The following is a 15,342-nucleotide window of genomic DNA, read 5'->3' as shown; positions in this document are numbered from 1 at the left end:
TCCCAACATCGGGTGGTGTTACGCAAGATATGCAGGGCACCCCTGGTTTCATCGAAAGTCTTCCCGTAACGTCGGCGGCACACAAGACTTTTATGCGATCAATGTGAGGCGAGGAGGCGGTCGACGATGACCACTGCCCTGCACCCGGACGCCCTCCAGTCCGAGGAGGCCGCGCGCCAGCCCTACGCCTACCGGCGCCGGCCGCTGGCAGAGCCCGACTGGCGGCGCCTGCCCGGATGGCGGGACGTCACGGAGGCCGAGTGGGAGTCGGCGCAGTGGCAGCGCGCCCACTGCGTCAAGAACGTGCGGCAGTTGCGCCGGGTCATGGGCGACCTGCTCGACGAGCGCTTCTACGCCGACCTGGAACGCGACCAGGCCGAGCGCGCCACCATGTCGATGCTGCTGCCGCCGCAGATGCTGAACACGATGGACGCCTCCTCCACCGAGGCCTTCTACGCCGATCCCGTGCGCCGCTACATGCTCCCGGTGTTCAGCGACCGGCGCACCGACTGGCCGTCCCACCCGCACGCCTCCCGCGACTCGCTGCACGAGGCCGAGATGTGGGCCGTCGAGGGCCTCACCCACCGCTACCCCACCAAGGTCCTGGCCGAACTCCTGCCGACCTGCCCGCAGTACTGCGGCCACTGCACCCGCATGGACCTGGTCGGCAACTCGACTCCAAACGTCGACAAGCACAAGTTCACCATCAAGCCGCCGGACCGGCTCGGCGCCATGCTGGACTACCTGCGCCGCTCCCCCGGCGTCCGCGATGTGGTCGTCTCGGGCGGCGACGTCGCCAACATGCCGTGGGCGCGCCTGGAGTCGTTCGTCGACTCGCTGCTGGACATCGACAACATCCGCGACATCCGGCTGGCCAGCAAGGCGCTCATGGGGCTGCCGCAGCACTGGCTGCAGGACGACGTCCGCGCCGGGATGGAGCGCCTGGCGACCAAGGCGAACGCGCGCGGCGTGCAGATCGCGATCCACACCCATGTCAACGCCGCCCAGTCGGTGACGCCGCTGGTCGCCAAGGCGGCCCGCGCGATGCTCGACACCGGCATCCGCGACGTCCGCAACCAGGGCGTGCTGCTGCGCGGCGTGAACGACACGCCCGAGGCGCTGCTCGACCTGTCGTTCGCGCTGCTCGACGAGGCCGGGATCCTGCCGTACTACCTGTACATGTGCGACATGATCCCGAGCAGCGAGCACTGGCGGCTCGCGGTCTGGGAGGCGCAGGAGCTGCAGCACGCGATCATGGGCTACCTGCCCGGCTTCGCCACCCCGCGGATCGTCTGCGACGTCCCCTACGTCGGCAAGCGCTGGGTGCACCAGCTCGCCGACTACGACCGCGAGCGCGGCATCTCCTACTGGACCAAGAACTACCGCACCGGCCTGGAGCTTGCCGACCCGGACGCTCTGACCAGGCGCTACGAGTACCACGACCCGATCTACACGCTGCCGGAGGAGGGTCAGGAGTGGTGGCGGCAGCGGTCGGGGACGGTCTGAGCCGTCGCAGCCGACGCCTTTACGTTGTAGATCCGAAACATGGCGGATTAGGCTGGGACGGGTGACCCTCGACCTGACCTCCCGTTTCCCGCTCGGCGCGTCGGTGACGGCCGCCGCCCTGGAGGACGACCCCCACCCGCACCTGGCCCGGCTCCGCGAGCGCGAACCCGTCTCCTGGCTGCCCGCACTGGGCGGCTGGCTGGTGACCGCCCGCGGCCCGGCGCTGGCGGTCATGCGCGACGCGGCCTCCTACACCGTGGACGACCCGCGCTTCTCCACCGCCCAGGTCGTCGGGCCGAGCATGCTGTCGCTGGACGGCCCCGCCCACACCCGGCACCGCGACCCGTTCGCCCGGCCGTTCCGGCCGGCCCGGACGCGGGAGCGGTTCACCGCGTTCGTCGAGGCCGAGACCGGCCGGCTGGTCGGCGCCCTGGCACCGGCCGGCCGGACCGAGCTGCGCGGCGAGCTGGCCGGGCCGCTCGCCGTCGCGGTCGTCACCGAGGCCCTCGGCCTGCACGGGGTCGACGCCGCGACCGTCCGCTCCTGGTACGGCGCGTTCGTGGAGGCCGTGTCCGCCATCACCGCCGGCGGCGCGGCGCCCGCACGCGCCGACGAGGCGTACCGGCTGCTGCGCGCGGCCGTCGAGGAGGCGATCGCCGCGGCCCGCCCCGGGTCCCTCCTGGCCGAGGCCGCCGGGGCCGACCTGGACGCCGCCGAGGTCGTCGCCAACGCCGCGATCCTCATGTTCGGCGGCATCGACACCACCGAGGGCATGATCGTCAACGCCGCGCTGCACCTGCTCGGCCACCCGGACCAGCTCCGGCTCGTCCTGGACGACCCGGAACTGCTTCCCGCCGCGATCGAGGAGTCGCTGCGGCTGGAGCCCTCGGCCTCGGTCGTCGACCGGTACGCCGTCCGCGACGCCGAGCTCGGCGGGGCGGCGGTCCGGGCGGGCGACCTCGTGCGGGTGTCGATCGCCGGCGCCAACCGCGACCCGTCGGTGTTCCCCGACCCCGACCGCTTCGACGTGCGGCGCGGCAACGCCGCCGAGCACCTGGCGTTCGCGCACGGACCCCACTTCTGCTTCGGCGCCCAGCTGGCCCGGATGGAGGCCCGCACAGCGCTCGCCGCGCTGCTGGGCCGCCTGCCCGGCCTGCGGCTCGATCCCGCCCGCCCCGCCCGGCCGCACGGGCTGGTGTTCCGCAAGCCCGCGCGGCTGGACGTCCTCTGGGACGTCTGAGGACCGGTTGTGGACCGTTCCCGGCGTCGCTCCGCGCCGCGCCGCTGTGGGAGCATTCCCCCATGATCGTGGAACGCCGCGTCGAGCTGCGCTTTTGCCAGGAGAGCCGGGACGCGCAGACGCACGTCAACCTGTCCGCCGTGCGCCAGGACGGCCGCTGCCTGTGGGTGGCGGGCGACGAGACGGCCACCATCGAGCGGCTCACCGCCGTCAGAGGCGAGGACGGGCGCGTCACCGGCTACGACGGGCAGGCCACCATCGCGCTCGCCGACCTCGTCCCGCTGCCGGCCGGCGCCGACGAGGAGGCCGACATCGAGGGCCTCGCCCGCGCCGACGGGTGGCTGTGGGCGATCGGCTCGCACAGCCTCAAGCGCAAGAAGATCAAGCCGGGGAACGGCGACGCCAAGGCCCGCAAGCGCCTCGCCACCGTCGTCCGGGAGGACAACCGCTTCATCCTCGCCCGCATCCCCCTGGTCACCGGCGACGACGGGCTCCCCAGCGCCGTCGCCGAGGACGGCGGGCGGACCGCGGCCGTCCTCGGCCTGGACAAGGACTCCATCGCCGACCTGCTGGCCGGCGACCCGCACCTCGCGCCGTTCCTCGCCATCCCGAGCAAGGACAATGGCCTGGACATCGAGGGCGTCGCCGTGCACGGCGACCGCCTCTACATCGGGCTGCGCGGGCCCGTGCTGCGCGGCTGGGCGGTGCTGGTGGAGATCCGCCCGGACTCCCACCCGCGCGACCCGCGGCGCCTGCGGGCGCTGCCGATCGGCGACGACGGCGAGCCCTACCGCACCCACTTCCTGGACCTCGGCGGCCTCGGCGTCCGCGACCTGTGCCCGCACGGCGACGACCTGCTCGTCCTCACCGGGCCGAGCATGGACCTGGACGGCCCCGTGCGGCTCGTGCGGTGGCCGGGGGCGGCCCGCGCCGACGCCGGGTCGATCGTCGCGGCCGACGAGCTGGAGGTGCTGGGCGAGCTGCCCCACGGCGACGGCGACGACCACGCCGAGGGCATCGCCGTGCTGGACGAGCCGGGCACCCGCCTGCTGGTCGTCTACGACAGCCCCGCCCCGGACCGGCTCACGGCGGACGGCGGCGTCCTCGCCGACGTCGTCGAACTCGGCTAGCGGGCCCCAAATAAGCGCTCGCTTTCAGACTCTGCTTGGATGGGCCCCGGTACCCGGCGGGAGTCGAGAGGGCGGGAACAGAGCATGATCGAATGGTCCGAGGAAGACCTGATGATCCGGGACGCGGTGCGCGACTGGATCGACGCGGAGGTCCGCCCGAACCTGGACGCGCTGGAGTCGGGCGAGCTGCCGCCCTACGACCTTCTCCGCAACCTCTACAAGACGTTCGGCATGGACGAGATGGCCCGCTCGTCCTTCCACGCCCGGCTGGCCAGGGAGCGCGAGGGCGGGCAGGACGGGGGCTCCGCCTCCGCCGAGGACTCCGGCGACGACCGGCCCGGCGGCGGCAACGCGGCGATGTCGATGCTGCCGGTCATCGAGCTGTGCAGGGTCGCGCCCGGCCTGGTCTCGGCGATGGGCGTCGGGCTCGGCCTCGCCGCCGGGACGATCATGAAGCGCGGCACGCCCGAGCAGAAGGAGCGCTGGGCGCTCCCGCTGCTCACCATGGACAAGGTCGGCGCCTGGGCGATCACCGAGCCGAACTCCGGGTCGGACGCGTTCGGCGGGATGCAGGCCACCGCGCGCAAGGACGGCGACGAGTACGTCATCAACGGAAGCAAGACCTTCATCACCAACGGCCCCTACGCCGACACGATCGTCTTCTACTGCAAGCTCGACAACGGGGACGCCCCGCGGGACAGGGAGATCCTCACCTTCGTCCTCGACCGGGGCATGCCCGGCCTGGAGCAGAGCAGGCCGCTGCGCAAGATGGGGCTGCACTCCTCCCCCACCGGCGAGCTGTTCCTCAACGACGTCCGCGCGGGCGCCGACCGGCTCCTGGCCTCCGGCGCGCAGGGCGGCAAGGAGTCGGCCCGCCAGAACTTCGTCACCGAGCGCGCCGGAGTCGCCGCGATGGCGCTCGGCGTCATCGAGGAGTGCCTGAAGCTGTCGGTCGAGTACGCCAAGACCCGCGAGCTGTGGGGGCAGCGCATCGGCGACTTCCAGCTCATCCAGCTCAAGCTGGCGAAGATGGAGGTCGCGCGCCTCAACGTGCAGAACCTGGTGTTCCGCCACATCGAGATGCAGCGCGCCGGGCGCTCCCCGACCCTGGCCGAGGCGTCGGCGATGAAGCTCTACGCCGCGCAGGCGGCCAGCGAGGTCGCGCAGGAGGCCGTGCAGCTGTTCGGCGGCAACGGCTACATGAGCGAGTACCGCGTCGAGCAGCTCGCCCGCGACGCCAAGTCCTTCCAGATCTACGCCGGCACCGACGAGATCCAGGTCACCCACATCGCCCGCGACCTGCTGTCGCGCTGACCGCCCCGTCCGAGAAGGCGCCGCGTCCGCTCGACGCCGCCCCGCCCGCGAACTTCCGGGGACCGGGCGGCGTCGAAAAGGTGGAGGGCGGGTGAGGGCGATCGCCCGCCCTCGGCCGACGGGCCTTTCTGGACAGCCGACGACGGGGACTGGATACTCACAGCTATGGACGGTCAGCCCTCATTCCCGGTGAGAGCGTCCGACACGGAGCGGGACCGGGTGCTGCGCGTCCTCAGCGAGCGCGTGGCCGAGGGCCGGATGTCGAACGAGACGTTCGAGCGCCGTGTCGACCAGGTGCTGCAGGCGCGCAACCAGGCCGAGCTGGCCGACATCGTGCACGACCTGCCGAACTCCAGCCGCGTCGTGAACCGGCTGACCGGCCTCATCTCCTCGGTCTCGCAGGCGACCGCGCGGATCGAGGCGGCCTGGCGGGCCCCGCGGCTGCCCAAGTTCATGCTCCCGCCGCGCGAGCTCGGCCGCATCGTCGTCGGCCGCGCCCCCGCGTGCCAGTTCATCCTCACCGACCTCACCGTCTCCCGGTTCCACGCCGAGATCTACCGCGCGGACGAGGGCTGGATGATCTCCGATCTGGGGTCGATGAACGGCACCCGCGTGAACGGGTACCGGCTGACCGGCCCCGCCCGCGTCCGGCCAGGCGACGAGGTCGGCTTCGGCAACTCCGCGTTCCTCGTCACCGCCCCCTGATCCGTCCCGGGTCTTGACGGAACCGTAAAGAGTCCTTACTTTCACCTCCAAGTTAGGAAACCTTCTTAACTCGGAGGAGCCGCCGTGTCCGTGCCCGTCCCCGGAACGCCCAGCCTGCTGCGGGCGATCAACGACCGCGCCGCGCTGGAGGCGCTGCTCGCCCGGGGGCCGCTGACCCGGCCGCAGATCTCCGACCTCACCGGCCTGTCCAAGCCCACCGCCTCCCAGCTGCTCGCGCGGCTGGAGCAGGCCGGGCTCGTCGTCCGCGACGGCGTCCGCGAGGGCCTGCCCGGCCGCACCGCCGGGCTGTACCGCATCAACGGCGCCGCCGCCCACGTCGCCGGCGCCGACGTCACCCCCGCGCGGATCCGCGTCAGCGTCGCCGACCTCGCCGGGACGGTCGTCGGCGAGCACACGCTGCCCACCCCCGGCCGCACCGGCGTGGACGTCGTCGCCCGGATGGCCGCCGCGCTCGACGGCGCCGCCGCCGCGGCCGGCCTCACCCGGGACCGCCTCGACCGGGCCGTCGTCGGCATCCAGGGCGCCGTCGACCCCGCCACCGGCCGCCTCGGGTACGCCTCGCACATCCCCGGCTGGCACATCCCCGACCTCGTGGACACCCTGAGCGGCGGGCTCGGCGTGCGCGTCGCGATCGAGAACGACGTCAACCTCGCCGCGCTCGCCGAGCGGGCCGGCGGGCGCGCCGAGGGCGCGTCGGACTTCGTCCTGCTGTGGGTCGCCGACGGCGTCGGCATGGCCGTCGTGCTGAACGGGACCCTGCACCGGGGCGCGACCGGCGGCGCCGGAGAGATCGGCTACATGCCCGCCGTCGGCGCCCCGCTCATGCGGGACGTGCGGCGCACCCACACCGGCGGGGTGCACAGCCTCACCGGCGGGGCGGCCGTGCTGAGGCTGATGCGCGAGCACGGCTTCCGCGGACGGGACGCCGCCACCGCGCTCAGCCGCGCCGCCGCCGACGTGCAGACCGCGGGCCGGCGCACGGCCACGGACGCGGGCGCCCGCGCGGAGCGCGCCCTCACCGAACTCGCCACCAGGCTCGGCGCCACGCTCGCCACGGTCGTGGCCGTCATCGACCCCGCGCTCGTCGTCCTCACCGGCGACGTCCTGCGCGCCGGCGGCGAGCCGCTGCGCGCACGCGTCCAACAGCACCTGCACAGCCTCACGATCCCGCGCCCCGAGGTGCGGCTCAGCACCGTGGAGGGCAACCCCGTCCTGGCCGGGGCCCTCCAGCAGGCGCTCCGGGAGACCCGCGACGAGGTCTTCACCACCACCGTCCCCTGACCCGTCCTCACCCCGCCGTTCCCCACCCCCCGAAGGAGAACCGGAGTGCCCACCACCACAACGCGCCCGCTCGCGGCGGTCGCCGCCGCCACCGGGCTCGTCCTCGCGGCCGCGTGCACCGCCGGCGGCGACCAGTCCGGCAAGGGCCCGGCGTCCGGCGAGAAGCAGACCATCGAGGTCTGGCACGGCTGGAGCGCCCCGCACGAGGTGAAGGCCTTCCAGGACGCCGTCGCCGGCTTCAACCAGACCCACCCCAACATCACCGTCAAGCTCGTCAACGGCCAGACCGACGACCGCATCACCAACGCCATCCGCGGCGGGAACCCGCCGGACGTGGTGTCGTCGTTCACCACCGACAGCGTCGGGCAGTGGTGCAAGAGCGGCGCCTGGCAGAACCTCTCGCCCTACATCGCCAAGTCCGGGCTCGACCTGAACCAGTTCCCGAAGGCGGTGCGGAACTACACCGAGTACAAGGGCGTCCGCTGCGCGATGCCGCTGCTGGCCGACGCCTACGGCCTCTACTACAACAAGAGGCTGATGAAGGGCGAGCAGCCGCCGAAGACGATGGGCGAGCTGACCGCGCTCGCCAAGAAGCTCACGGTCCGCTCCCCCGACGGGACCATCAAGGTCGCCGGGTTCATGCCGTCCGTCCAGTACTACGAGCACCAGGTCCAGCACCTGGCCCCGCAGTTCGGCGTCAGGTGGCTGACCGGCGACGGCAGGGCCAACTTCTCCGGCGACCCCGCCTTCCAGGCCTACCTGAAGTGGAACAAGAGCCTCATCGACTGGTACGGCTACGCCAACGTCAAGAAGTTCCTGCGCTCGATGGGCCAGGAGTTCGAGTCGTCCAACCCCTTCGAGAAGGAGCGGACGGCGATGGCCGTGGACGGCGAATGGCGCACCAAGTTCATCCAGAAGGAGGCGCCCGGGCTCGACTACGGCACGGCGCCCGTCCCCGTCTCCGACGACCGCGCGAGCGCCTACGGCGGCGGGTTCGTCACCGGCACCGTCATCGGGATCCCGCGCGGCGCCAGGCACGCCCCCGCGGCCTGGGAGTTCGTCCGGTACCTCACCACGGACACCGGCGCGCTGGTCACCTTCGCCAACGCGCTCGGCAACGTGCCCTCCACGATCCCGGCGCTGTCGTCGCCGAAGCTGACGCTGCCGCCGCAGTTCCGCACGTTCCTCGACGTCTTCAGGAACCCCAACAGCTCCACCACGCCGCCGACACCGAACGGCAACGACTACGTCGTCCGGTTCGAGAAGTTCACCCAGGAGGAGTGGGAGCCCGGCAAGGTGAGCGACCTCGGCCAGGCGCTGAAGAGGCTCGACGGCGAGGTCGACGACTCCCTCAAGCTCGCCGGAGGCTGACCGTGGCATCCGGCTCAGCGCGCCTCCCGCTGCCCGGGGCGCGGCGCGGGACGGCGGCGGCGCGGGCGCGACGGCGCCGGCGGCTCCGGGTCGCGGCGTTCCTGTCCCCCTGGCTCGCCGGGTTCGGCCTGTTCTTCGTCTACCCCCTCGCCGCCACCGTCTACTTCTCCTTCACCCGGTACAACCTGTTCACGCTGGAGTACGTGGGCCTCGACAACTACGCCTACCTGCTGCACGACCGCGACGCCTGGACGGCGATGCGCAACACGCTGTGGCTGGTCGCCGTGCTCGTCCCGCTGCGGGTGCTGTTCGGCCTCGGCGTCGCCCAGCTGCTCACCAGGGTCAGGCGGGGCGCCGGCCTGCTGCGCTCGGTCCTCTACCTGCCGTACCTGGTCCCGCCCGTCTCGGCCACGGTCGCGTTCGTGTTCCTGCTGAACCCCGGCACCGGCCCCCTTCCGGCCCTCGCCGCGCGGCTCGGGATCCCCCTGCCCGACTTCTTCAACGACGCCGCCTGGGCCAAGCCCGGCCTGACCCTGCTCGGCCTGTGGGCGGTCGGCGACGTCATGATCATCATGCTGGCGGCGCTGCTGAACGTGCCCGCGTCGCTGTACGAGGCGGCAGCGATCGACGGCGCCGGCGCCTGGGCCCGGTTCCGGCACATCACGCTGCCGACCGTGTCCCCCGTCCTGGCGTTCTCCGCCGTCACCGGCGTCATCGAGACGCTGCAGTACTTCACGCAGCCGATGGTGGCGGGCAAGGTGGCCTCCGGGCGCGCCGACCTGCCCGGGGTCCAGTACTCCCCCGGCTACCCCGACGGCTCCACGCTGACGTTCCCGCAGTGGCTGTACGACCAGGGGTTCCGCCAGTTCAACATGGGCTACGCGTGCGTGCTGGCGCTCGTCATGTTCGCCACCGCGATGGCGTTCACCGTGTTCCTGCTCCGCCGGTTCCGCGCGTTCGCCGGAGAGGAGGCGCGATGATCCCCGGAGGGCGCGCCCGCCGGGCGCTGCTGTGGCTCGCCGTGCACGCCACCGCCGTCGCGGTCGGCGTGATGTTCCTGGCGCCCCTGGCGTTCATGCTGCTGACCGCCGTGATGACCGACCGGCAGGCGCTCAGCGGCGAGCTGTGGCCGCGCGGCTGGCACCTCGCCAACTTCGCCGAGGTGTTCAGCGGCGACATGGTCCGCTGGACCGTCAACAGCACCGTGTACGCCGGCCTGTCCACGGTGTTCATGCTGGTCTCCAGCGTGCCGGTGGCGTACGCGCTGGCCCGCTTCCGGTTCCGCGGACGGGGCCCGGCGCTCGTCGTGGTGATCTCGGCGATGATGCTGCCGCCGCAGGTCACCATGGTGCCGCTCTACATCGTGTGGGCCCGGTTCGGGCTGACCGGCACGCTGTGGCCGCTGATCATCCCGCAGCTGTTCGGGGACGCGTTCTCCATCTTCCTGCTGCGCCAGTTCCTGGTGACGATCCCCCGCGAGTACGCCGACGCCGCCCGCGTGGACGGCTGCGGCGAGCTGCGCACGATGCTGCGGGTCGTCCTGCCGATGGCGAGGCCCGCCCTGGCCGCGGTGGCGCTGTTCCAGTTCTTCTACTGCTGGAACGACTACTTCCGGCCGCTGGTGTACGCCGACCCCGACCACTGGACGCTGGCCATCGGCGTCGCCACGTTCCGCGCCGCCCACCATGTCGAGTGGAACCTCACCATGGCCGCGACGCTGCTGACCATCCTGCCGGTGCTGGTCGTGTTCTTCCTCGCCCAGCGCGTGTTCATCCAGGGCGTGACCTTGACGGGAGTGAAGGGTTGAAGCTGACGGTCATCGGGGGCGGGTCCACCTACACCCCGGAACTGGTCGACGGGCTCGCGCGGGCGCACGCGGCGCTGCCGGTGTCGGAGCTCGTGCTCGCCGACCCCGACGCCCGGCGGCTGGAGCTCGTCGGCGGGCTCTCCGCGCGGATGCTCGCCCGCGCGGGCCACCCCGCCCGCGTCGTCACCACCGGCGACCTGGACGCGGCGGTCGCGGACGCGACGATCGTCGTGATCCAGCTGCGCGTCGGCGGGCAGGCCGCCCGGCACGTCGACGAGACGCTGCCGCTGGCCCGCGGCTGCGTCGGGCAGGAGACGACCGGCGCCGGCGGCCTCGCCAAGGCGCTGCGCACCGTCCCGGTCGTGCTGGACATCGCCGGGCGCGTCGCCGCCCGCGCCCCGCACGCCTGGATCATCGACTTCACCAACCCGGTCGGCATCGTCACCCGGGCCCTGCTGGACGCGGGGCACCGCGCGGTCGGCCTGTGCAACGTCGCGATCGGGTTCCAGCGGCGCGCGGCGGCGCTGCTGGGCGTCCCGCCCGAACGGGTCGGCCTCGGCCACGCGGGGCTCAACCACCTCACCTGGGTGCGGTCGGTCCTGCTGGACGGGCACGACGTCCTGCCGGACCTGCTCGACCGGCATCCCGGCGAGCTCGCCGCCGTCTCCGGCCTGCCCGCCCCGTTCCTGCGGACGCTCGGCGCCGTCCCGTCGTACTACCTGCGCTACTTCTACGAGCACGACCGCGTCGTCGAGGAGCAGCGGGGCGCGCCGTCGCGGGCCGAGGAGGTCGCCGCGCTCGAACGCGATCTGCTGGAGGCCTACGCCGACCCCGCGCTGGACACCAAGCCCGCCCGGCTCGCCGAGCGCGGTGGCGCGTTCTACTCCGAGGCGGCCGTGCAGCTGGCCGCGTCGCTGGTCGGCGGCCGCGGCGACGTGCAGGTCGTCAACGTGCGCAACCACCGCACGCTGCCGTTCCTGGACGACCGCGCGGTCATCGAGGTCCCGGCGCGGATCACCGGGTCCGGGGCGGTGCCGCTGCCCGTCCCCGCCATGGAGCCGCTGCTCGCCGGCCTGGTCGCGCACGTGTCGGCGTACGAGGAGCTGGCCCTGGACGCGGCGCTGCGCGGCGGGGTGGACCGGGTCGCCGCCGCGCTGCTCGCGCATCCGCTCGTGGGGCAGGCGGACGCGGCCGAGCGCCTCGCCCGCGACCTGGTCGCCGCCAACCGTGCCCACCTGCCCTGGGCCGCCTGATGGCCGCGGGCGTCCTCGTCGCCGTCGACGGCGGCAACAGCAAGACCGACGCGGCCGTCGCCACCACCGCCGGCGAGCTGCTGGCCACCGTGCGCGGCGACGGCTTCCGCCCGCAGGCCGACGGGCTCGACGCCGCGCTCGACACGCTGACGGCGGACATCGGCAGGGTGCTGCGGGACGCCGGGGTCCGGCCCGGCGGCGTCGTCCACCTGGCCGCCTACATGGCCAACGTCGACCTGCCGGGCGAGGAGGAGCGGCTGGAGAAGCTCCTGCTGTCCCGGGGCGCCGCGCCGAGCGTGACGGTCGGCAACGACACGTTCGCGCTGCTGCGCAGCGCCGTCACCGAGGGCTGGGGCGTCGCGGTGGTCTGCGGCGCCGGCATCAACTGCGCGGGCGTCGCCCCCGACGGGCGCACCGCGCGGTTCCCGTCCCTCGGCGCCCACACCGGCGACTGGGGCGGCGGCGGCGAGCTCGGCCGCTCGGCTCTGTGGCACGCCATCCGCGGAGAGGACGGCCGGGGACCGGAGACGGCGCTGACCGCCGCGGTCGCCGCCCACTTCGGTCTGGCCCGCGCCATCGACGTGGGCCTCGCCCTCCACCTCGGCGAGATCGAGCAGGGGCGGCTCACCTCCCTGGCGCCCGTCCTGCTCGACATCGCCGAGGCCGGCGACCCGGTGGCCCGCGGCGTGGTGCTCCGGCTGGCGGAGGAGGTGGCGATCCTCGGCTCGGTCGCGCTGCGCCGCCTGGACCTGCTGGACGCCCCCGCCGACGTCGTCCTCGGCGGCGGGGTCCTGGCGGCCCGCCGGCCGCTGCTGATGGAGGCGGTCGCGGACCGCTACGCCGACCTCGCCCCCCGCGCCCGCCTGCTGGTCCCCGAGGACCCCCCGCTGCTCGGCGCCGCGCTCCTCGCCCTCGACCACGTCGCCGCCCCGCCGTCCGCCCACGCGGCCCTGCGCACCGCGTTCCGCCGCCGCTGACCCGCGGTCGGGCCGCCGTCGCCGGGATGCCTACCATGGCGATGGACGGGTGGTCCGGAGACCTGGATCCGCTGAACGGCCCCCGCCCTTGACGTTGTAAGGTTCCGCCGGTGCGGGAGGGGGACGCCGTGGAGATCGGGTTCGCGGTGCCGGGGTCCGGCGCGTGGGCGACCCCGCGCAACCAGGTGACGGTGGCGCGGCGTGCCGAGGATCTCGGCTACCGCTCGCTGTGGACGCTGCAGCGAGTCCTCAACCCGGCCGGGTCGACCGACCTCACCTACCGCAACGTCCCCGACCCGCTGATCACCCTGGCCTACCTCGCCGCCCACACCTCCCGGGCGCGGCTCGGCGTCGCGGTCGTGAACCTTCCGTTCTACGCGCCGCCGATCCTCGCCAAGCAGGCCGCCACCCTCGACCACGTCAGCGGGGGACGCCTGGACCTCGGGCTCGGGATCGGCTGGATGCGCGAGGAGTTCGCGGCGGTCGGCGCCCCCATGGAGCGCCGCGGCGCCCGCGCCGAGGAGTTCATCGCCGCGCTGCGCGCCCTGTGGGCCGGCGGGTCCGGGGACCCGGCGCGATTCCACGGCGAGTTCTACGACATCCCGCCCGTGACGATGGACCCGCCCCCGCTCCAGCCGTCCGGGCCGCCGATCCTGCTGGGCGGCGGCGCCGAACCCGCCCTGCGGCGCGCGGGCCGGCTGGCCGAGGGCTGGGTCAGCTCCAGCCGCGCCGACCTCGCCGCGATCGGCCGCTCCGTGGAGGTGGTGCGGGAGGCCGCCGAGGAGGCCGGGCGGGACGCGTCCGCGCTGCGGTTCGTGTGCCGGGGCGCGGTCCGGGTCCGCCCCGCGGGGCGACAGGAGCGGCGCCCGCTCACCGGCTCCTTCGAGGAGATCCGCGGCGACTTCGGGGCGCTGGCGCGGCAGGGCGTCACCGAGCTGTTCGTGGACCTGAACTTCGATCCGGAGATCACCGGGCCGGACGCCGATCCGGACGCGTCGCTGGACCGCGCCCTGGAGGCGCTGGAGGCGTTCGCGCCGGGCCGATGACTACAGGGGCGGCCGCCGCGCCTCCCAGGGGGTGCTGAGCACGACCGTGGTGCGCGTCGCGACGTTCGCGGCGGCGCGGATCTTCTGCAGCAGGTCCTCCAGCTCGTTCGGCGAGGCGACCCGGACCTTGAGGATGTAGCTCTCCTCCCCCGCCACCGAGTGGCACGCCTCGATCGCCTGCAGGTGCGCCAGCCGGTCGGGGGCGTCGTCGGGGGCCGCCGGGTCGATCGGCTTGATCGACACGAAGGCGGTCAGCGGCAGGCCGATCTCCCGGTTGTCGAGCTGGGCGGCGAAGCCCTTGATGACGCCGCGCTTCTGCAGCCTCCGGACGCGCTGGTGCACCGCCGACACCGACAGGCCCGTCTCCTTGGCCAGGTCGGTGAAACTCATCCGCCCGTCGTCGGCCAGCAGGGCCATGATCTGACGATCGATCTCCTCCACGCGGGAAATCTAGCGCGCCGGGGCCCGTGCGCGGGCCCCCGTTCGATCACGGATCGGCTTTCCCGCAGGGGCGGGAGCGCAGCGCCGACGGCGCGCGGCTAGCGGCGGGCGCTCCGCAGCGGCCCGCAGCTGCCGCGCACCACCAGCTCCGTCGGCAGCACGACCGGGCCTCCCCTGCCGCGCCGGGCGGGCTCGCGCAGCAGCAGCTCGCAGGCGCGGTAGCCGATGTCGTGGCCGGGCCTGGCCACGGCGGTCAGCGGCGGATCGCACAGCTCCGCCCACGCGACGTCGTCCACCATCGCGATGGACACGTCGGCCGGCACCCGCAGGTCGAGCTCGCGGGCGACCAGGACGGCGGCCTCGCCGAGCAGATGCCCGGCGGCCAGGACGGCGGTGACGTCAGCGCGGCGCTGCAGCAGCCCGGCGGCGGCCGCGTAGGCGGCGTCGCGGGCGGGACGGGCGGCCACGACGAGGTCCTCCTCCGCGGGCAGGCCCAGCTGCGCCAGGGTTTCGCGGAACGCCCGCTCGCGCGCGCCCGCGGGACGGCCCGGCGCGCCGCCGAGGAACCCGATGCGGCGGTGCCCGAGCCCGGCGAGGTACTCGGTGAGGGACCGCACGCCGCCCGCGTCGTCGGCCAGCACGGACGGGACGTCGGGCAGCCCGGGCAGGACCCGGTCGGCGAACACGACGCTGGAGCACACCCGGGCCGCGGCGCGCCAGTCGGCCTCGTCCCCGGCGGGCAGCGCGATGATCCCGTCGACCCGCTGCTCGACGAGCCGGTCGACGATCTCGGCCTCGCGGGAGGGGTCGCCGTGCGCGGCGTCCACGATGACGTGCTCGCCGAGGGTGCGGGCGCAGGCCAGCACACCCGCGACCACCTCGGCGCAGAACGGGTCGGTGACGTCGGGGACGACCAGGCCGATGCCGCCGCTGCGGCGCAGCTTCAGGCCCCGGCCGAGGGCGCTCGGCCGGTAGTCCAGCTCGCGGGCCGCGGCCAGCACCCGCTCGCGGGTCGCGGCGCTCGCCGAGCCCGTCCCGGAGAACACCCGCGACACCGTGGCGATGCCGACGCCCGCCGCCGCGGCCACGTCCTTGATCGTCGCCGACCGCCGATCCGCCACCCGCGCACCGTCCCTTTCCGCCCGTTTCGATCATCTTCTCACGATGACGTCTCCCCTGGAAACGATTCCATGATGTTTACTCCAGCCAATACGACATATCCCCTGCTCGGCGGGGGAACGGCGGAAACG

The 15,342-nt window shown here is 73.8% G+C and carries 14 protein-coding genes; 12 read left to right on the top strand and 2 right to left on the bottom strand.

The genetic code is table 11. The annotated features are described in order from the left end of the window. Positions 1 to 126: 126 nt before the first annotated feature. The 12 genes from AB0C87_RS29325 to AB0C87_RS29270 all read left to right on the top strand — a co-directional run bounded on the left by AB0C87_RS29325 (position 127) and on the right by AB0C87_RS29270 (position 13,651). Positions 127 to 1,506: a lysine 2,3-aminomutase gene (locus tag AB0C87_RS29325; RefSeq protein ID WP_345183044.1), complete on the top strand. Its 1,380-nt coding sequence runs from the start codon at positions 127 to 129 to the stop codon at positions 1,504 to 1,506. Positions 1,507 to 1,567: 61 nt separating this feature from the next. Further along, on the top strand, positions 1,568 to 2,746 hold the full coding sequence (locus AB0C87_RS29320) for a cytochrome P450 (RefSeq protein WP_360580482.1): 1,179 nt from the start codon (positions 1,568 to 1,570) through the stop codon (positions 2,744 to 2,746). Between the two features lie 62 nt (positions 2,747 to 2,808). Further along, on the top strand, positions 2,809 to 3,876 hold the full coding sequence (locus tag AB0C87_RS29315) for a DUF3616 domain-containing protein (protein WP_360580480.1): 1,068 nt from the start codon (positions 2,809 to 2,811) through the stop codon (positions 3,874 to 3,876). An 84-nt stretch (positions 3,877 to 3,960) separates the two neighbouring features. After that, a complete protein-coding gene (locus AB0C87_RS29310; RefSeq protein WP_360580479.1) occupies positions 3,961 to 5,190 on the top strand; it encodes an acyl-CoA dehydrogenase family protein in 1,230 nt (409 codons plus the stop codon). 165 nt (positions 5,191 to 5,355) lie between these two features. Then, complete coding sequence (locus AB0C87_RS29305) at positions 5,356 to 5,895, top strand: DUF1707 and FHA domain-containing protein (RefSeq protein WP_345183040.1); 540 nt, start codon at positions 5,356 to 5,358, stop codon at positions 5,893 to 5,895. Positions 5,896 to 5,979: 84 nt separating this feature from the next. Beyond that, positions 5,980 to 7,197 carry an ROK family transcriptional regulator gene (locus tag AB0C87_RS29300; protein ID WP_360580477.1) on the top strand — a complete coding sequence of 406 codons (1,218 nt, stop codon included), beginning with the start codon at positions 5,980 to 5,982 and terminating at the stop codon, positions 7,195 to 7,197. Between the two features lie 45 nt (positions 7,198 to 7,242). Then, on the top strand, positions 7,243 to 8,568 hold the full coding sequence (locus AB0C87_RS29295) for an ABC transporter substrate-binding protein (RefSeq protein ID WP_345183037.1): 1,326 nt from the start codon (positions 7,243 to 7,245) through the stop codon (positions 8,566 to 8,568). Between the two features lie 2 nt (positions 8,569 to 8,570). Continuing rightward, positions 8,571 to 9,548, top strand: coding sequence for a sugar ABC transporter permease (locus AB0C87_RS29290; RefSeq protein WP_345183036.1), 978 nt, complete (start codon positions 8,571 to 8,573; stop codon positions 9,546 to 9,548). Continuing rightward, positions 9,545 to 10,375, top strand: coding sequence for a carbohydrate ABC transporter permease (locus AB0C87_RS29285; protein ID WP_345183035.1), 831 nt, complete (start codon positions 9,545 to 9,547; stop codon positions 10,373 to 10,375). The genes AB0C87_RS29290 and AB0C87_RS29285 overlap by 4 nt, the downstream gene beginning before the upstream one ends. Continuing rightward, complete coding sequence (locus tag AB0C87_RS29280) at positions 10,372 to 11,628, top strand: 6-phospho-beta-glucosidase (RefSeq protein WP_360580475.1); 1,257 nt, start codon at positions 10,372 to 10,374, stop codon at positions 11,626 to 11,628. Before AB0C87_RS29285 ends, AB0C87_RS29280 begins: the two co-directional genes overlap by 4 nt. After that, complete coding sequence (locus AB0C87_RS29275) at positions 11,628 to 12,605, top strand: BadF/BadG/BcrA/BcrD ATPase family protein (protein WP_360580474.1); 978 nt, start codon at positions 11,628 to 11,630, stop codon at positions 12,603 to 12,605. The genes AB0C87_RS29280 and AB0C87_RS29275 overlap by 1 nt, the downstream gene beginning before the upstream one ends. Before the next feature lie 110 nt (positions 12,606 to 12,715). Then, positions 12,716 to 13,651 (top strand): TIGR03619 family F420-dependent LLM class oxidoreductase, encoded by a 936-nt coding sequence (locus tag AB0C87_RS29270; protein WP_360580471.1) that lies wholly within the window; start codon positions 12,716 to 12,718, stop codon positions 13,649 to 13,651. Here AB0C87_RS29270 and AB0C87_RS29265 read toward each other — a convergent pair whose 3' ends face one another. Both AB0C87_RS29265 and AB0C87_RS29260 read right to left on the bottom strand, forming a co-directional pair. Next, positions 13,652 to 14,092: an Lrp/AsnC family transcriptional regulator gene (locus tag AB0C87_RS29265; protein ID WP_345183031.1), complete on the bottom strand. Its 441-nt coding sequence runs from the start codon at positions 14,090 to 14,092 to the stop codon at positions 13,652 to 13,654. Between the two features lie 98 nt (positions 14,093 to 14,190). After that, positions 14,191 to 15,213 (bottom strand): LacI family DNA-binding transcriptional regulator, encoded by a 1,023-nt coding sequence (locus tag AB0C87_RS29260; RefSeq protein WP_360580470.1) that lies wholly within the window; start codon positions 15,211 to 15,213, stop codon positions 14,191 to 14,193. Between the last annotated feature and the right edge of the window lie 129 nt (positions 15,214 to 15,342).

This window comes from Actinomadura sp. NPDC048021 (genome assembly GCF_040653135.1).
Lineage (GTDB): Bacteria > Actinomycetota > Actinomycetes > Streptosporangiales > Streptosporangiaceae > Spirillospora > Spirillospora verrucosospora.
Note: the sequence above shows the minus strand (reverse complement) of the source record. Positions and strands in the feature narration are given on the sequence as shown.